The 18,547-nt window shown below is 43.6% G+C and carries 14 protein-coding genes; 6 read left to right on the top strand and 8 right to left on the bottom strand.

The genetic code is table 11. The features are described 5' to 3' along the window. Positions 1–62: 62 nt before the first annotated feature. On the bottom strand, positions 63–1,394 hold the full coding sequence (locus N6H18_RS05410) for a TonB family protein (protein WP_262310817.1): 1,332 nt from the start codon (positions 1,392–1,394) through the stop codon (positions 63–65). Further along, the gene (locus N6H18_RS05405) at positions 1,387–1,944 is read right to left on the bottom strand and encodes an RNA polymerase sigma factor (protein ID WP_262310816.1); all 558 of its coding nucleotides are present in this window, start codon (positions 1,942–1,944) and stop codon (positions 1,387–1,389) included. The genes N6H18_RS05410 and N6H18_RS05405 overlap by 8 nt, the downstream gene beginning before the upstream one ends. Positions 1,945–2,067: 123 nt before the next feature. Between N6H18_RS05405 and N6H18_RS05400 the strand changes: the two genes are divergently transcribed. After that, positions 2,068–3,912 carry a vWA domain-containing protein gene (locus N6H18_RS05400; RefSeq protein WP_262310815.1) on the top strand — a complete coding sequence of 615 codons (1,845 nt, stop codon included), beginning with the start codon at positions 2,068–2,070 and terminating at the stop codon, positions 3,910–3,912. A 371-nt stretch (positions 3,913–4,283) separates the two neighbouring features. After that, complete coding sequence (gene glpK / locus N6H18_RS05395; protein ID WP_262310814.1) at positions 4,284–5,771, top strand: glycerol kinase GlpK; 1,488 nt, start codon at positions 4,284–4,286, stop codon at positions 5,769–5,771. Positions 5,772–5,844: 73 nt separating this feature from the next. Here glpK and N6H18_RS05390 read toward each other — a convergent pair whose 3' ends face one another. Continuing rightward, a complete protein-coding gene (locus N6H18_RS05390; RefSeq protein ID WP_262310813.1) occupies positions 5,845–6,414 on the bottom strand; it encodes a pentapeptide repeat-containing protein in 570 nt (189 codons plus the stop codon). Positions 6,415–6,789: 375 nt separating this feature from the next. Between N6H18_RS05390 and N6H18_RS05385 the strand changes: the two genes are divergently transcribed. From N6H18_RS05385 to N6H18_RS05375, 3 genes are all read left to right on the top strand, one after another. Next, on the top strand, positions 6,790–7,584 hold the full coding sequence (locus tag N6H18_RS05385) for a transglutaminase family protein (RefSeq protein ID WP_262310812.1): 795 nt from the start codon (positions 6,790–6,792) through the stop codon (positions 7,582–7,584). Between the two features lie 80 nt (positions 7,585–7,664). After that, positions 7,665–8,513: a helix-turn-helix domain-containing protein gene (locus N6H18_RS05380; RefSeq protein ID WP_262310811.1), complete on the top strand. Its 849-nt coding sequence runs from the start codon at positions 7,665–7,667 to the stop codon at positions 8,511–8,513. Between the two features lie 101 nt (positions 8,514–8,614). Further along, on the top strand, positions 8,615–9,163 hold the full coding sequence (locus N6H18_RS05375) for a carboxymuconolactone decarboxylase family protein (protein WP_262310810.1): 549 nt from the start codon (positions 8,615–8,617) through the stop codon (positions 9,161–9,163). 384 nt (positions 9,164–9,547) lie between these two features. On the opposite strand, the gene N6H18_RS18825 is transcribed toward N6H18_RS05375, so the two are convergent. Next, complete coding sequence (locus N6H18_RS18825) at positions 9,548–9,757, bottom strand: VIT1/CCC1 transporter family protein (RefSeq protein WP_262310809.1); 210 nt, start codon at positions 9,755–9,757, stop codon at positions 9,548–9,550. Next, positions 9,663–10,241, bottom strand: coding sequence for a VIT1/CCC1 transporter family protein (locus N6H18_RS05365; protein WP_262310808.1), 579 nt, complete (start codon positions 10,239–10,241; stop codon positions 9,663–9,665). The genes N6H18_RS18825 and N6H18_RS05365 overlap by 95 nt, the downstream gene beginning before the upstream one ends. A gap of 99 nt (positions 10,242–10,340) precedes the next feature. On the opposite strand from N6H18_RS05365, the gene N6H18_RS05360 reads away from it, so the two are divergent. Beyond that, positions 10,341–10,733: a DUF7079 family protein gene (locus N6H18_RS05360; protein ID WP_262310807.1), complete on the top strand. Its 393-nt coding sequence runs from the start codon at positions 10,341–10,343 to the stop codon at positions 10,731–10,733. Between the two features lie 54 nt (positions 10,734–10,787). Here N6H18_RS05360 and N6H18_RS05355 read toward each other — a convergent pair whose 3' ends face one another. From N6H18_RS05355 to N6H18_RS05345, 3 genes are all read right to left on the bottom strand, one after another. Beyond that, positions 10,788–11,672, bottom strand: coding sequence for a carbon-nitrogen hydrolase (locus N6H18_RS05355; RefSeq protein ID WP_316044837.1), 885 nt, complete (start codon positions 11,670–11,672; stop codon positions 10,788–10,790). Positions 11,673–11,737: 65 nt separating this feature from the next. Further along, the gene (locus tag N6H18_RS05350; protein ID WP_262310806.1) at positions 11,738–12,760 is read right to left on the bottom strand and encodes an agmatine deiminase family protein; all 1,023 of its coding nucleotides are present in this window, start codon (positions 12,758–12,760) and stop codon (positions 11,738–11,740) included. A 163-nt stretch (positions 12,761–12,923) separates the two neighbouring features. Further along, complete coding sequence (locus N6H18_RS05345) at positions 12,924–18,443, bottom strand: BspA family leucine-rich repeat surface protein (protein WP_262310805.1); 5,520 nt, start codon at positions 18,441–18,443, stop codon at positions 12,924–12,926. Between the last annotated feature and the right edge of the window lie 104 nt (positions 18,444–18,547).

Here is an 18,547-nt window from a genome sequence, read left to right as displayed (position 1 = left end):
ACCTAAAATAATCAATTTATCGAGCTATTCCATTGGAAGACAGCTATTTTGTCTGCACCTGATTACAATTCGAATCTCACTTTGACATTGACCACAGACTCCTTAGGGCTGCCGTTTTCTCTGGCGGGTGTCCAATCTGGGCCTTCCTCTATCAGTCGGATGGCCTCCTCGTCACAGCCATAGCCTAGTCCCTCTAGGATCTCAAAGTCTGCCAATTCTCCATTGGTTTTTACGCGAAAGCGTAGTGTTACCTTGCCCTCTATCTTTTGTGCTTTGGCCCATCTGGGGTAGACGAGATCGTCCTTTAGGTATTGTTTGAATGCACGGTAGCCACCATCTGGTGTAGCTGAGGAGCTAGCTGGCTGCTCTGTGCCATAGCCCACCACGACCACCTCATCTAGTGAGGCCATGTCCAGACTCATGGTAGCACGGATGCTGTCCTGCTCTCCTACGACGATGTCTTGGGTGTTGAATCCTATGAAACTCACCGACAACATGTCGTCCTCACTATGTACAGGAATCTGAAACTCCCCGTTGAGATCGGTGATGGCTGCTTCGCCTGTTTGTTTGACGATGACAGTTGCTCCTGCGATGGGCTCCATTTCGCTATCTACCACCAGACCCTTGACCATTTTAGGGTCTGAGATACTGCTCCTTTCTAGCTTTGCACTAGACTTTTTCATCTTTGCGCTAGGAGCAGATCTAAGAGCACTGCCAGAGGCATAGCTCTCATTCAGCTCTGTGGTGGACTCTATTTCTGTGACTACATTCTCTTGGGTATCTTGTTGCTCTGGTGTGGCATAGTCTGCGACATAGTCCATCTCTATGGCTACCATGTCCTCATCATTTTCTTTCCGCTCTTCTTTGGCAACATGCTCGACTACTTTTTTGGGAGTTTTTTTACGTGGTGATTCGGTTGGCTTTGGACTTACCGCATGCTCTTCTTGTTTTTCAACTACCGTTTCTGAGTCTTCGGGTGTGGCTTTTGTAGGGTTCGCTTCCTTTATCTCCTCTACTTTTTCTACAGGCTCATTCATTCCGATTTGCCCATTTTGCTTTGTCACGTCAAACAGCTCGAAAATCGCAAATGAACCTACCAGCAATACAGTAATCGCCGCGGCAATAGCAATTGACCTTTTCCAGAGAGGAATGACTTTTCGACCCTTTTGCTCTAGGACATCGTCTATTCTCTGAGACAAAATCGAAAGGTCTTGTTTCATGTCAATGGACACATGCTCATAGCCTTGCATGGCTTCTGCTTCGAAGGGATGATCCAAAAGGTATCGCTCTACGGCATGACGATCCGAATTGCTGAGTGTATTATCCAAATAGGCTTGCATCCTCTCGGCTGACAGCTCTGTCAAAGGGGCACTATGGTTTTTATCCTTACTCACTCTGCTCCATGCATAGTTTTAAATTTCTTTTCCCGTTCTGTATGTAGCTCTTCACTTTCTTCAATTGAAAGTGTGTCACATCCACAATCTCCTGATAGCATTTCTTTTGTAGATAAAATAGCTCTACGCAACTGCGCTGATCGGCCTTCAATTGACTGATGCATTGTTCTAATCTTACGAGATTGTCTTCCAGATCTATTTTTTCACTAGGATGCTCCGCCAAGCTATTTTCCATAAAGGAATCCGAAAAATCTAAGGATGAAGTTTTAGTACTCTGCTTTCTGAGTGCCATCAGACAGTGGTTTTTGGTCAGTACATAGAGCCAACTCTTAAAATTATCTATTTGATGTTTTTTGACTTTGGCGAGTAGCTCTTCAAAAATATTGCTCACCGCATCCTGTGCCTCCTCACGGTTTTTGAGATACTTCAGACTCACACCATAGACTAGATGCATGTGGCGCTGGTACAGCTCCCCCAAGATGGAAATATCTCCGTCCTGCTGGAAGTCCTCCAGCAATGTCTGGTCACTATCTGTCTGCTGCTCTGGCAATATTGATTATCTACTTAATTTTCTCTATTTGGGCTCAATCTATGAATTTTTTCAAAAGATTTTATGGAATCCGCAAGGACCCTGCATCCTACTGTCAAAATGTTTTACATAAATACAAAAACGATGAGACAAATAACCATATTAATGATGACGCTGATGATAGCTACTGCTGCTATGTCACCAAGCCTAGACCAAGAAATCACCGGACAAGTCACGTCTGCTGACGATGGACAACCCATCGCTGGAGTCAATGTATTGATCAAGGGATCCGTCACAGGGACGATCACAGACCTGAAAGGAAACTACAAAATCACAGTGCCAACTACAGGCAAACAGTTTCTTGTTTTTTCTTTCATTGGATATGAAAGTCAAGAAGTAGAAGTGAAAAACCAGTCCATTATCAACATCTCTATGATCAGCGATCAAGCAGAATTGGAAGAAGTAGTCGTAATTGACTATGGGAGGTCAAGAAAGAAAGAGATAGCGTTCTCTATGAAATCTTCTCAAGCTGCCCCTATGCATCACTACGAGCAGGATGCTGCCTACCTCCACAACACCGAAGACTATGATGCTATCAATGAAAACATCTTTTTGGCAGTCAAAAACAAACCTCTGTCTACCTTCTCCATAGATGTGGATGCCGCCTCATACAGCAACATGCGTCGCTTCATCAACAATGGGCAAAAGCCTCCCAAAGATGCTGTGAGAATCGAAGAAATGATCAACTATTTCAACTATGACTATTCCGAACCTACAGGCAACGATCCTTTTTCTATCAACACCGAGATCGCTCCCGCACCGTGGAACGAAAAACACAAACTGGTACATATCGGTCTACAAGGCAAGCATATCCCCACAGATGATCTACCTGCTTCCAACTTGGTTTTTCTGCTAGATGTGTCTGGATCAATGAGTGACGCCAACAAACTGCCGCTGTTGAAGTCTGGCTTCAAATTGCTCGTACAGCAATTGAGACCACAGGATCGTGTAGCGATCGTCGTATATGCAGGGGCAGCAGGATTAGTGCTCCCGTCTACGCCTGGAGACGAAAAAGAAACCATTATCCGTGCCCTAGATAACCTACAAGCAGGCGGGTCTACTGCAGGTGGAGCAGGCATCAACCTTGCCTACAAAGTCGCGCAAGATTACTTCAAGCCCAATGGCAACAACCGAATCATCCTCGCGACTGATGGAGACTTCAATGTCGGAGAATCAAGTGATGCAGGGATGGAAAGATTGATCGAGCAAAAAAGAGAAGAAGGCGTTTTTCTCACAGTTTTAGGATTTGGGATGGGCAACTACAAGGATGCCAAAATGGAAACCATTGCCGACAAGGGTAACGGCAACTATGCCTACATAGACAACATTCTGGAAGCCAAAAAAGTACTCGTCAATGAGTTTGGAGGTACCCTATTCACCATTGCCAAGGATGTCAAAATTCAGGTAGAATTCAATCCTACCAAAGTACAAGCTTATAGATTGATTGGATACGAAAATCGCGCTTTGCGTGACGAAGACTTCAACAACGACAAAAAGGATGCAGGAGAATTGGGAGCTGGACACACCGTGACCGCTCTCTACGAAATCATCCCCGTAGGTGTCAAGAGTGAGTTCAGTCCAGTGGATGAATTGAAATATCAAAAAATGGAGATAGACGAATCAGCCTACCAAAGCGACGAACTCATGATGGTGAAATTGCGCTACAAAGACCCAAAGAGCAGCAAGAGCCAACTGATTGAACATCCGCTTTTGGATCAACCTGTCGATCTTGATCAAATCTCTGATAATTTCAGATGGTCAGCAAGTGTCGCAGCATTTGGTATGATTTTGAGAGACTCAGCATTCAAGGGTGACATCAGTACCAAAGACATTCTAGCTATGGCACAAGCATCAAAAGGCAAGGATGAAAATGGCTATCGCGTGGAATTCATCAACCTAGTCAAAAGCTATCAGCTGATGGTCATGTGAGCCATTGGCTAGGCATTTCACCTATTTTAACAACTCGCTTTCGAGTTTGGCACAGGGCTTGCCTATAACCTATCGAGTTTTAGATTACAAGTTTCATAGTTTATGGTCCAGCAGGGACCCATAGATTAGTTGATTGGTTATGTTTTGAGTTTGGCCCAGATACGTTCATATCTGGGCTTTTTTTGTTCACCCAAATTTCTTCTGATTCAATGTCACAGTGATTTGCTCTTACATCTCGATCAGGTAGGGAGAATTAGTTTTCATACTTTGGAGTTTGCACAACAGTTATCAGCAACTCATTAGCATTTACATGGAAAAAATCATAAATTAATCTATTAGATATCTCATTAAATTCACTGATATTTGAGAATATGAAGCAATACGTACTGGCTTTAGATCTAGGAACGACCAGCTTGCGAGCAGCGATTTTCGATCAAAAAGCAAAAATGATTGGCATAGCACAGAAAGAACTAAAGCAAACTTCCCCTCAACCAGGATGGGTGGAGCATGATCCCAAAGTCATGATCAAGGATCAAGTAGAGATGATCTACGAAGTGCTAAAAAAGACCAAAGTCAGCATCAGTGACGTATCAGCCATAGGTATTTCCAACCAGCGTGAATCTGTAGTCGTGTGGGAGAAAAGAAGTGGAAGACCGATCTACAATTGCATCTCATGGCAAGACACCAGGACCTCAGAGATTTGTAAAGACTTGAAGTTTGAAGAAGAGGGCTTGGAGGCCTATGTCAAAGAAACAACGGGTCTCATTGTAGATCCGTATTTTTCGGCAACCAAGCTCCAGTGGATTCTAGACAATGTCTCTGGTGCGAGAAAGAAAGCCGAAAATGGAGAATTGCTTTTCGGCACCATAGACACATGGTTAATTTGGAATTTGACAGAAGGAGAATCTCACATCACTGATTTTACCAATGCCTCACGTACCATGCTTTTCAATATAGTGGAGCTCAAATGGGATGATGAATTGCTGGAGAAATTTAATATCCCGAGAGAGATGCTACCAGATGTGACGCATTCTGGTTATTTCTTTGGGACAGCCAAACTCGCTGGAGCCAATATCCAGATCACAGGTGTCGCTGGGGATCAGCAAGCCTCTCTTTTTGGTCAAGGTTGTATAGAACCTGGGCAAGCCAAAAACACTTATGGCACGGGTTGTTTCATCCTGATGAACACAGGCGAAAAAATTCAGTATTCAAAAAACGGATTGCTTACAACAATCGCTTTGGGCTTTAATGGCAAGATAGATTATGCGTTGGAAGGCAGTGTCTTTATCGCTGGAGCTGCGGTGCAGTGGTTGAGAGATGGATTGAAATTGATTATCTCTGCTTCTGATACTGAGGCCATCGCAAAGAACGCCAATCCTGAGTCAGGTGTCTATGTAGTGCCCGCATTTGCTGGATTGGGGGCACCATTTTGGGATTCTTATGCGCGAGGAGGTATGTTTGGTCTCACCCGTGAGACCAATCAAAATGACATCATCAAAGCCACCTTGGACTCCATGGCCTACCAAACCAGAGATGTACTGCAAGCCATGGCAGCAGACTCAGGGCTCAAGATTACCCACCTGATGGTAGATGGTGGTGCGAGTGCCAACAATTACCTGATGCAATTTCAAGCAGACATCATGGGGATACTGGTAGAGCGGCCAGCAAATATTGAATCAACAGTGACTGGTGCGGCATACTTGGCAGGAATCACAGCCGGGATTTGGAACATTGATTCGTTGATGAACAAAAGAACCATTGACAAAACTTTCAAGCCCAAAATGGACGAATATACCAGAAACAAGTTGTATGAAGGCTGGCACAATGCTGTCAAAAGATGCATGAATTGGGCGCGATAGCTTTTCAAAATATTAGCAATTCATCAATTTTCTTCCACAAGACTAAATCTGAATGGAAGGGTTGAGAAGAGTTTTACCTTTCTATCGTGATGTTGTACTTCTCCAGTAGCCCTAATGCACCTTCTGTTGAGAATTTGGCTGCCTTGATTCTGTTGTCTTCTGGATCAAGTGCTAGATTGTATGAACTGCGAAAATCGCATTTCTCAAGAATCGTTCTATTGAATACAGCTTGAGCCAAATCACAGTTGTTGAATGTAGATCCTGTCAGATCTGCTTCTACAAAATCCACCTTTTCCATTTTACAATTCGTGAATTTGCTCTGCTTGATTTTCAATTTAAAGAAGGAAGAAAAGTCTAGAATACAATCCGTAAACCGAAAAGTCAAAAGGAAGGCATTGCAATCACTAAAATGTAACCCCATCAGTTTACAGTCTTTGAAATCCACCTCTTTGAAAGCAGTATGATCAATTTTGCATAAGCTCAAATCGCAACCGATGAATTCACAATTGTCAAAAGTATCTCCTGACAAGTCGAGACTGGACATTCGACAATTGACGAACTTAGAGTCTACATATTCCCCTTTTTGCCATTCTTCTTTCCCAAAATCTACTCCCGTAAAAACCTGTTCGTCAAAATATCCCATCTTTATTGCTTCGTTTTATAACCTGAGTTCGATTTTGAATATCCCTTCAATGTCCTTTTTGAAGGATTTAATGTACTATTCGTTTTGCTTATGATCAAGAAAGAGTACCCTTGAATGGTCTTTCTACCCTCTTGTGGATCATGAGCACTCTTTAAGAATCGAACGCGGGTTTATAAGATACGAATTTAAACTGCAAGCTCAGATCAAGTGCATTTATGGAGGGATTTTATCTTCGGTAGGAGTCAAAAAGCAGCATTTGATAAACTGTGAAAAAACATGTGCGTATTTCTAATCAAACCTCACATTTGGTAGCATTTTATTTCGATATTGAAACGGAATTGGATCGCGCAATTCTTCACTTAGATTTTTTGGATTATGTGGTTGAGAACCAGTTGTGAATTGTCATTTGAAATTGCTGTACCTACTCCATTTATCCTGATGCTGCGTCCGCGTAGTGGCGCACAGCAGTGGGTCGCTAAGGAAGAATACAAAATCACACCACATGTCCCTGTGTTTGAATACACAGACAGCTATAGCAACCTTTGTCAACGGATGGTCGCTCCTCCTGGGATTTTTTCGGTACATACCTCTGCAGAGGTCAAGACTGTCGATCTCATGGATCAAGTGCCGGGCGCACCGTTCGTGGAGGTACAGTATCTGCCTGATTTTGTGTTGAGTTACTTGCTGCCGAGTAGGTATTGCGAATCGGATCGTTTTGGTGACATGGCTTGTGAGATCACGGCAGGTCTGACTCCAGGCTATGATCAGGTTCAGGCGATTGAAGACTGGTTGCGGACGAATATCAGCTACATCCCAGGCAGTAGCAATTACCCCATGTCCGCTGTAGAGGTCAATCTCAAACAATCGGGTGTTTGTAGGGATTTGGCACATTTGGGGATTGCCTTGTGTCGCAGCCTGAGTATCCCCGCGCGTATGGTTGTAGGTTATCTCTATGATCTGAAGCCCATGGATCTGCATGCTTGGTTTGAGGCCTATGTCGGTGGGCGATGGTACACCTTTGATGCAGTACATACAGGAGTCAAGGGAGGATATGTCTCAGTAGGCTATGGACGTGACGCGACTGATGTGGCGATTTCCAACCAATTTGGCCCTTCTGTTTTTCCTCTGTCTCAAGTTGTGAATGTGGAAATGATTGATAGCCCTGAGTAGTGAGAAAATCAGTACGAATGATTCAAAACATGGAACTTATAAGCTGCTAATGTGTTGATAGGCAATAGTTCCATACCAATATGTACCTAGAATATAAAGACAAACAGTTACAGTCATTTTTGAGATTGACAGATCAAATAGATTTGATCACTGAAAACCGTGTCATCAAAAAAGGGATGAATCATCTGTTTTGGAATCAATCCGATCAAACTATCTTGTTGCGGGTCAATGGATTCCCTGTCAGTTTATTACCCAATCACATCACCACAGCGACTGAGCTGCAAGAGGTAATTGTCCTTTTTTGGCAAAAGGGACTCATTACTTTGTCATTCAACAGAGAATTTTATTGTCTCCGAGATCATGAAGAAGAGGTCTCGTGCAATGGTATAATTTTTTATGGCACAAAGGAAATACCCTTAATCCAGCTAAGTGAACCTGAAACAGTCAAAATGCAGAGCTTGTTTCTGGTTTTTGAGGAGGAATTTGATACACAGGATACGGTGCAAGGCGAGATGCTGCAGATGTTACTCACTCGTATGATTATCAAATGTACCCGACTAGCAAAAGAACAACTAGCCATGCAACCCACCAGCAGCGGCTCTTCTGATTTGGTTCGTGCCTATACTCTGTTGGTTGACAAACATTTCAAGACGGTCAAAAACGTCTCCGCATATGCTGATATGCTCAACAAGTCTCCCAAGACACTCGCCAATTCATTTTCTCAACACAGCGACAAGAGTCCTTTGCGCATCATTCATGAACGACTCATTGCAGAGGCCAAACGGATTTTATTGAAAACAGACAAAACAGCAAAGGAAACAGCCTATGAATTGGGCTTTGATGATGCGTCTGCTTTTAATAAGCTATTCAAAAAAATCTCTGGACTTTCTCCTATGGAGTACAAGCAAATGCAAAAAGTGCAAGATTAGGGAAGTATCCACCAGCAATCGGGAAGACTGTACCATTACCCAAGCGGCTATTGCCAGTTTATACATTCAGAAACAATTCTGAAAACATAAATAACAAGACAATGGCAAATTTAGAAACCAAAACAAGAGAGCAAGTATCTGAAGCAAACCAACAGATTTTTGACCAACTCAAATCAGCTGTAGGATTCGTACCCAACCTATATACTGCGTACACACATGCCGAAACAGCTTTGGCTGATTACCTCACACTCAGCAACAGAAAAACATCTCTCAACAACAAAGAGAAAGAAGTCGTGAACCTAATCGTAAGCGAAACCAACAATTGTGATTACTGTAAAGCAGCACATACAGCAGTGTCCAAGATGAACGGGTTCACAGACGAGCAAATCTTAGAAATCAGATCAGGCAGTGCACATTTTGATAGCAAACTGGATGCTTTGGCTCAGTTGGTACAAAATGCTGCCATCAACAAAGGACAAGCAGATCAAGCGCCAATTGATGCATTTTTTGCCGCTGGATATACCAAAGAAAACCTAGTTGATGTGGTACTATTGATTGGAGACAAAACGATAAGTAACTACCTTTTTGGATTAGGAAAATTTGCAATTGATTTTCCTGCAGCGCAAGAATTGCAAGCCGTATCTGCATAAGGATAAAGGTTGGTTTTTGTAACAAGGTCGATGGGATTTCACATCGACCTTTTCATCGTATTCTCCCAATCGTTTAGAAAAAAAGATTTTTTGATAAGTATATTCATACAATCACTTAGACAAAAAGCATGAATGATTAGATATTTAGCACAATCGCTATGCTTTATAATTTGAACGATAATATTTATAGTAAGAACGATCAGAAAAATCGGAGAAATGATAATGTATATAGAAGAAATGATTAGTTAAATCAATTTGATTTTAGGTTATACCAATGATTATTTATGTTTTACGACATAATGGTGTAATTATGAAAGATATGATTGCGTTTTTACTATGTAATACTGAGCTAATACACTGATATGTGTCATTGCTTGGATAAAGCTATCCGGCCATGTTCACTCCAAACAGATAGCCAATACCAGCGGTGATACCCATGGCGACTGTGCCCCAGAAGGTAATACGCATCACGGCTTTGAGGACATCTGATCCTCCGGTTTTAGCAGCGATGGTGCCCAACAAAATCAGAAAGACCAAAGCAAAAGCATATTGAAGATAAACCATAGGTTGGACTGGAGCAAAAAGTGCAACCAAGACAGGTAATACACCTCCAAAAATGAAAAGCTGCTCCAGAAGCAAGGGCAGCTTGCAGTGGCTTGGCTTGGGTGATTTCATTGATCCCGAGTTCGTCTCGGGCATGTGCGGCGAGTGCATCATGTTCATGGAGCTGTTTGGCAACCTCCATCGCGAGAGTTTTATCTAGCCCTCTTCTTTCGTAAATTTTGGCTAATTCGTGCATCTCTGCTTCAGGCATTTCATCTAGCTCCTGCTGCTCTCGATGTAGATCTGCACTTTCTAAATCCGCCTGTGAACTGACAGACACATATTCTCCGGCTGCCATCGAAAGCGCTCCTGCGACCAATCCAGCCACACCTGCTAAAATCACAGGTTCTCGGGTACTACTAGCTGCCGCCACACCGATGACGATGCTCGCAGTAGAGATGATGCCATCATTGGCGCCCAATATTGCTGCTCTCAGCCAGTTGCTGCGGTTGACGTAATGGTTTTCTGGGTTCATATGTGATCTATGAAATGCACTTTTTGGAAAACAAGACGATGCTCAGATTGGTAGCTAAGTCTAAAAATAAGCTAGATTAGTAATATATCGATAAGTATTTTGAATCCTTTGAAAAAACCTGTCCTAGACATAGCAGCACGAAGACCTATTTGGGTCGCACTGTCCAACTTGTATCTGGATACAGCACTGCAAGAATCAGACTATTATCAGATTGCAAAGAGCATCATTGATAGTCCCTACACTTTGGAAGAGGTGAGATTAATAGATAAGCATGAGGTGTTTCCTGTTCTCTTACCTAACATGCTTCGGGTAGCAGGCGAATGGACTGGATTCGAAGAAACACTGCTGGTGGAGCAAATTCTCGATTCTCTCAAACGCAGAAGCGTTCTCAAAAATATGGCTGATGCATGCACCTATTACTTATACCGATGGATGAATAAGGATGATTGGGAAAAGATAGAAATAGTGTACAATCAAATGACGGCTGAATGAAGTGGTGTCAAATGGGTTTTTCCAGTGAAGTGGATTACTTTGTGAGTCAAAGAATTAATCCCTATACCTCTTCGTGATATCACCATAGGCATCAATGCGACGGTCACGGAAGAATGGCCAGATTCTGCGTACTTCTTCAGTTCTAGCTTTGTCGATTTCTATCACCTGATTCAATTCAGATTGTTGATCCGCCTCCCAGAGGATTTCCCCTTGTGGGCCCGCCACGAAGCTCGTCCCCCAAAACTCTATGCCTTTGGTCACACCAGACCAGTCTGGCTCTATGCCGACTCGATTGACAGAGATGACAGGCAACCCATTGGCTACTGCATGTCCGCGCTGTGAAATCATCCATGCCCCACGCTGACGAGATTTTTCGGCCTCCGCATCGCTGCTTTCATAGCCAATGGCTGTCGGGTAGATCAACATCTCTGCTCCGGCCATCGCCATCAAGCGTGCTGCCTCAGGATACCACTGATCCCAGCATACTAGGACTCCAAGTTTGCCAACAGAGGTCTGAATCGGCTCAAAGCCCATGTCGCCTGGCGTGAAGTAGAATTTTTCGTAATAGGCTGGATCATCTGGGATGTGCATTTTGCGGTAGCGCCCAGCCTCTGTTCCATCCTTTTCAAACACCACGGCAGTATTGTGATAGATACCTGGGGCGCGCTTCTCGAACAAAGAAGTCACCAAGACGATTTTCAATTCCTTGGCTATCGCCGAAAATTGCTGATACGATGGCCCTGGCAAAGTCTCCGCCCAATCAAACATCTCTACCTCCTCAGCTTGGCAAAAATAGATGCCGCAGTGTAGCTCTTGAAGGACAACCAATTCGGCTCCCTCTGACACGCACTGTCGGATGCCCGCGATGCTCTTGTCTATGTTGGCTTGCTTGTCTGTCGAACAAGTTTGTTGTACAATACCGACTTTCAATTTGCTCATGGTGTAGATATGTTTGGGTGACAATTTAGATGCAAAATAGTGTTTTTTGAAAAAGCTCTCTGGATTCAACGTTGATTCATTTCAACCTGTACAGGAAATTGCATAGATATACAATGCAGCGAACCATGCTGGTCTATGAGTGGCCTACAGTCTAATCCTACGATTTCCCTATCGGGAAAGATTCCTTGAATGATATCCAAGGCATTTTGATCTTGAGCTACGTCATAAGTCGGTACGAGTACTGCTCCATTGACTATCAGAAAGTTGGCATAGGTAGCAGGCAGTCTGTTACCATCTGCATCAAAGCAAGCATCAGGCCATGGCAAGGCAACCAACTGGTAAGTTTCCCCTGCTGCATTGCTAAAAGTCTTGAGTTGGGCTTCCATCTGCTGGAGTGCTACGTAGTGCTCATCTGTTGGATCATCACATTTGACATAGGCAATGATATTAGGTGTACACAATCTGGCTAGGGTGTCAATGTGCGAATCTGTGTCGTCACCGGCCAAATAACCATGATCGAGCCATAGCACTTTTTGAAGACCGAAAGTCTTTTTCAGATAGGTTTCTATCTCAGACTGAGACATTTTGGGGTTGCGATAGGGTGAGAGCAAGCACTCTGTCGTAGTGAGCAAAGTCCCCTGGCCATCTGATTCTATGGCACCACCTTCTAGTACAAAATCTTCCGTTTGGATCGTAAGAGACGAGAATCGATTGGTGCCTAGATTTCTGGTGATCTGATTGTCCAGACTTGCCTCAAATTTTTGTCCCCAGCCATTGAAGGTAAAATCCAATAATGTAGGCTTGTCGCCATCCAAGACAGTGATCGCAGCATGATCTCTTGCCCACGTGTCATTGGCCTCTATAGTCTGAAAATGGATTGGAAATTTCGTGCGATTCGCAAAATGGGCTGAGACTTCCCTTTCATCATGACAAACCACCAATACTGGCTCAAAACGTGCGGTGGCCTCAATGATACGGACGAAACAAACTACGACTTCATCATACATGTACGCCCAGTCGCTGTTACGATGAGGAAAGGTATATTGGATAAAACTTTGGGCTTCCCATTCGGCGGGCAATCGTGTCATTCTTTTAGATCAAAATTATTCTGCAATTTATCACATTTGGCAGTGTTGCAAAATACTTTTTGTATGCTTTGTCCAGGTTGTACTTTCGGCAGTCTACCAAAAAAAAGACAGCCCCTTGCAAGGCTGTCTTTCTGTTGTTGTGATAATAAAAGATGTTGTGAAATTATTGTTTTATCAATCTTCTCACCTGTTTGGTTCCACTCAGATAAAACTCAACAAGGTAAATACCAACAGGTAATTCTCTGATGTCGTAGTTGTGTTGTGACTGGGTAAATTGCTTTACCGTATGACCACTGACATCCATGATGATTACTGTATTTGCCTCTTCTTGACTAGACAAGCTAAATGAAGCAGAGGCTGGGTTGGGATAAATCTCCACGGAGGCAAATGTCTCATCTACACCTAAAGTCGCACACTCGATGATTACTTCTTGTGTTTGAGAAGATTGATTGCCTAATCCATCTGTATAGACCCATGTGACAGTGGTGGTAGCAGTGATTGGGAAGACGGTTTCTGTAGTGGCTATTATCTCGCCATTGCAATTGTCCGTCGCAAGAGGAACTGTAATGGCATTAGCAGCAATGGTACATTCTCCAGTTATTGTTTCAAGTGAAGCTACATTGGCTACAGGTGCAGTTGTGTCTTCGATGGTGACTGTTTGCGTCTGTGTGGTTTGATTCCCAGCTGCATCGGTGAACGTCCAAGTAACCATTGTCGACTCAGTGATTGGCAGTACGATATCCGTTGTCCCAGTGATTGATCCACTACAAAGATCCGTAGCGGTTGGTGCTAGGAGCGATGTTATTGGGTCACATTGGCTACTTAGGGTGGGTAATGTAGCCATGTCAGGAGCTGGAGCGGTATCATCAGTGATGATTACTTGTTGTGTCTGCGTAGAGCTGTTGCCCTCACGATCTGTAAATATCCATGTAATCTCCGTGTTTGCATAGATTGGGAATGCCGCATTCGTCACACCTGTGATGATTTCGTTATTCTCTTCATCATAGGCAGTTGGCAGTGTAGCAGGCATGTCTACGCTACATGCACCCACTATATCCTCCAGCACCTCCGAAATCGTCGGAGGGCAGTTTTGCTCATCATCATAGATGTCCCAACTATAAGTATCAATTAGGAGATTCCTATAGGTTTCATCACAGTAATACAATTCGTCTGATCCAAGTTCAATGCCCGTGGGGATTTTTATTTCGCCTGCCTCTGTATCCAGAGTAGCCCAGCCTGCTAGAGTCAAGGAATAGTTTTGTAAAGAAAGCCCAGAGCGACTGAGCATACGATCCATATCTGTGACAGAACTGATATCCCATGATGCGAGGTTATGATCAAATGACGAAGCACGGTAAAGCATAGAATACATATCTTCTACTTGGCTTACATCCCAAGAACTCAAATCTCCGTCGAAAGATAATGCATAATAGAACATTTCACTCATGCTTGTGACCTTGGATAGATCGGGCACATCTGTCGCTTTGTACACCATGTTTTCTGCGTATGCAAATGCTTCTTCCATGGTCTCCCATTCGATATCTCCCCATTGATCAATACTCAATAATCTCCGTCCATCCCAATTATCAGCATATATGGCTGGAAACTGACCATAAATGGAGACGGTGTATTGACCTGTAGTTTCATATTCATGAACAGGATTTGAATCCTCGGTGTATATTGTATTGTCTGAGGAACCATCCCCCCAATCAACTGAAAAACTATAGGTATAATCATCCCAAGAATTGATCGGGATATAAATGGCATTGGTTTTTCCATAATCAGACATGGTCTCCCATGTGGTCACAAAAGGCTTGCCTACATAAGCATATTGGTTTTGCGTGGCTGTAGCGCCTGTTGTCGACGTATATGTCCATGCAATGGTTTGCGAAGAAGTAATAGGGAGGAGAACATCTGTCGTAGCTGTGATCGTCTCGCCAGTACAAGTAGTGGCAGTAGGAGCAACTAAACTTTCGATGGTGCCTCCATCATTACCAACAAGAGCAGACAATGCCCTGACATCAGGTACAATACCCCCTTCGGCAGCTGCATCCCCTTCTATTTCCCAATTGTATGTTTCAATTAATATTATTCTATCTGTATCGTCACAGTATATCAAGCCATCCGCACCCAAATAGATATCTTCGGGTATTTGTGTCTCGTCACCAGATAGTGTAGCCCATCCTGCTAAGGTTAGGGCATAGTTTTCAGCAGATAGGTTCGTGCCATCCAACATTCCATCCATGTCCTCGATATTGCTGATATCCCAGTTTCCTAAATTGTGATTGAATGAAGATGCTTTGTAGAACATTTCACTCATGCTTGTGACATTTGACAAGTTGGGTGTATCTGTTGCTTTGTAGATCATATTCGATGCTCCACCAAATGCATAGTTCATAGATTTCCATTCAATATCCCCCCATTGATCTATGCTCAACAGTAAGTCAGCTCCAGGACCATTACCAGCACTTATTGCAGGGAATTGACCAAAGATGGACACGCTATAGCTTCCTTCGGTTTCATACTCGTGTATAGGGAAAGATTCTGATGTATATATGGTGTCATCCTCTGAGCCGTCTCCCCAATCAACCTTAAAACTATATGTGTTACCATTCCATGTGATGATCGGGATGTACACAAAATTGCTGTATCCTTCACCACTTAAAGTCTGCCATGTAGTGACAAAAGGTTCTCCCACAAAGACATATTGTGACTGGGTGTTGATTCCTCCCTCTTGGCTAGTATAGGTCCAGATGACGGTTTGAGGCGCGTCGATAGGGAATACAGCATCAGTAGTCGCCGTAATCACTTCTCCACTACAAGATGTTGCTGTTGGCGGTACCAGACTTTCCAAAGATTCAGTGCTGAATATTGATGTCAAGGTTTTGCTATCGGGCACAATACCGCCTTCTGCTGTCTCGTCACCTGAAATTGTCCAATATTTGACATCAGCTAGCAGCGATCGACTCGTGCCATCACAGTAGACTAATTCATTCGCACCGAGGGACATGTTGATAGGAATATTTGTCTCTCCTGCCTCAGTATCTAACGTTGCCCAACCAGCCAGTGTCTGATCATAGTTCGACACAGATAGAGCCGTGCCATTGAGCATGTTAGACATATAGTTGACCTTGCTAATATCCCAATTGCCCAAATTTTGATTAAAGGCAGAGGCATTGCTGAACGTACTGGACATATTGGTAATGTTACTGACATCCCAATGACTCAGGTCACTGTTGAATGACTTTGCATTACTAAACATGTAAGATAAATCCGTCACCTGTGTTAGATTCGGCAGATCCGTGGCATTACAAACCATGTTGGGTAAATCAGCGAATGCTGAGGCCATCGTTTTCCATTCGATATCACCCCATTGTTCGATGCTTAAGAATTTGGATCTGTCATATAGGTATCCTTGATATGCTGCTGGAAAATAGCCATATATAGAGATAGTATAGGTACCGGATGAAGTATATTCGTGTAAAGGCATTGTTCCCTTGGTATATACTGTAGGATCTACAATACCATCACCCCAATCCACTATGTAGCTGTAATCGAGTGAACTGTATGGGTTAAGAGGTATCTGAATGACATTTGATTTTCCGCTGTAACTATCCATGGTTTGCCATTTCATGACAAAGGGTCTTCCTGCCCAAACTTCCTGTTCTTGTGTAGTTGTTCCTCCTTCATCGTGGGTGTAAGTCCAAGTGATCGTTTGTGGGCTATTTATTGGGAAAACGGCATCTGTTGTGGCAGTAATGATTCCGCCCTCGCAGGACATAGCCATAGGGGGTGTTAGGCTTGAAAGAGGTTCTTTGCTGATTACGGGATCCAAAGTTTTGCTGTCGGGTATGATACCTGCTTCTGCTGCTTTGTCTCCAGTGATATTCCAACTAAAGCTGCTGGTCAATGACGAATGACTGTCTGTATCACAGTATATAAGCCCAGAAGATCCTAAGGACACCCATCGTGGAACTTTTGCTTCCCCAGCATCTGTGTCTAGAAAGGACCAGCCAGTCAATGTTTGGTCATAGTTCGAACTAGATAGAAGCGTATTATCCAACATACCATACATGTTGGTTACGTTGCTGATGTTCCAACTGCCTAAGTTTTGGTTGAATGCAGATGCATAACTAAACATGTACGACATATTGGTGATGTTACTCACATCCCATCCACTGAGGTCAGCGTCGAATACCTTCGTATTGCTAAACATATTGGACAGGTCAGTCACTTGGGAGAGATCAGGTGCATCAGTAGCCTGATAGGTCATGTTGGTCATGTTTGAGAATGCTCGATTCATCGTCTCCCACTCGATATCTCCCCATTGGTCGATGCTCAGTAGTTTGGTTCTATCAGTGATTCCAGGACCATAAAAAACAGGGAATTGTCCATAGATAGAAACAGTGTAAGTACCTGCCAATGCATATTCATGGATCGGTGCTTTGGTGTTGGTGTAGAGGGTATTGTCCGTGCTGCCATCACCCCAGTCTACTATATAGCTATAATTGAATCCACTGTTGATTGGGACTTTAATGAAATTTTGGGCATCTATGTCATTAGCTGTTTCCCATGTAGTAGTGAAGGGGCTGCCTACCCAGACCTTTTGTTCTTGGGTACTTATACCTCCGCTGGCTGAAATATATGTCCAAGTGACAGTTTGTATATCGGTAATTGGCAATGTGGCATCTGTAGTAGCGGTAATGGGAGTCCCATTGCAATCTGTCGCTGTAGGAGGAATCAAGGATTGGACTGCATGTTTGCTCACGATTGCAGGCAGTGACTCTAGAGTTGGGATAATCCCACCAGCCAAGACTTTATCATCATAAATATTCCAATGGTATGTGTCTATCAGGATTGATCTACTAGTCGGATCACAGGTAGTGAGACCCTTTGCGTTGAAAAAGGATATGTAGGTAGGAATCTTTGTTTCCCCAGCATCTGCGTCCAGATATGCCCACCCAGCGAGCGTCTGGTCATAGTTGGAAATCGAAAGCGAGGTATTGTAAAGCATGTCCGACATATTGGTCACGTTACTGATATCCCAATTGCCTAGGTTTTGATCAAATGAGCTGGCACCAGAAAACATGCTAGACATATTGGTTACCTGACTGACATCCCAGGTGCTTAGATCAGCATCTAGTGATGTGGCTCCTTGAAACATCCCAGACATGTCCGTCACTGCTGACAGATCCGGTGCGTCTGTGGCATTGATCTGCAAGTTAGTGGCACCTGCGAATGCATAGCTCATCGTACGCCACTCAATGTCTCCCCATTGCTCAATGCTGAGCAAGCTGGAACTGCTACCGCTTGGCATGTATATGGCGTCAAAGAAGCCACTGATTTGTACTTCATAAACTCCTGTTTGGGCATAGGTATGAGAAGCATTATTCGCTACATGCGTATCGATCGTGCCATCACCCCAGTCTACGGTATAATCCAAGCTGTACGTGTCCCAGTTCCATGGTATTTGAATGGTTTGATTGGGCCAAGTCGTTTTCCAAGTCGTGATGAACGGGCGATCTTGCGCCTGGGTCAATCCAGTAGTAAGCAAGAGTAGCACGGCCATCTGTGTTGTCTTGGTTTTGAGAGATGGGACAAAGCGCCATGCTGAGATGGCGGATGACTCGGCAAGAGTTGCGCTGAGTCGGTGGAATAGGGAAGTAAAAAATTGTATGATCATTGATTCACGTTTTTATTATCAACCGTGAATTTCTTTCATACGCAAAACTAATTTTGGTGACATCTACATGAGTCATACAAATTCCTTCATGAGCCGTTCATATT

Source organism: Reichenbachiella agarivorans (assembly GCF_025502585.1).
GTDB lineage: Bacteria > Bacteroidota > Bacteroidia > Cytophagales > Cyclobacteriaceae > Reichenbachiella > Reichenbachiella agarivorans.
This window is presented reverse-complemented; position numbering and strand designations above follow the sequence as displayed.

Bases quoted from the DNA above. Each gene is read 5' to 3' on its own strand.
- N6H18_RS05400 (WP_262310815.1), top strand. From the start codon at position 2,068: ATGAGACAAATAACCATATTAATGATGACGCTGATGATAGCTACTGCT.
- glpK (WP_262310814.1), top strand. From the start codon at position 4,284: ATGAAGCAATACGTACTGGCTTTAGATCTAGGAACGACCAGCTTGCGA.
- N6H18_RS05390 (WP_262310813.1), bottom strand. From the start codon at position 6,414: ATGGGATATTTTGACGAACAGGTTTTTACGGGAGTAGATTTTGGGAAA.
- N6H18_RS05385 (WP_262310812.1), top strand. From the start codon at position 6,790: ATGTGGTTGAGAACCAGTTGTGAATTGTCATTTGAAATTGCTGTACCT.
- N6H18_RS05380 (WP_262310811.1), top strand. From the start codon at position 7,665: ATGTACCTAGAATATAAAGACAAACAGTTACAGTCATTTTTGAGATTG.
- N6H18_RS05375 (WP_262310810.1), top strand. From the start codon at position 8,615: ATGGCAAATTTAGAAACCAAAACAAGAGAGCAAGTATCTGAAGCAAAC.
- N6H18_RS05365 (WP_262310808.1), bottom strand. From the start codon at position 10,241: ATGAACCCAGAAAACCATTACGTCAACCGCAGCAACTGGCTGAGAGCA.
- N6H18_RS05355 (WP_316044837.1), bottom strand. From the start codon at position 11,672: ATGAGCAAATTGAAAGTCGGTATTGTACAACAAACTTGTTCGACAGAC.
- N6H18_RS05350 (WP_262310806.1), bottom strand. From the start codon at position 12,760: ATGACACGATTGCCCGCCGAATGGGAAGCCCAAAGTTTTATCCAATAT.
- N6H18_RS05345 (WP_262310805.1), bottom strand. From the start codon at position 18,443: ATGATCATACAATTTTTTACTTCCCTATTCCACCGACTCAGCGCAACT.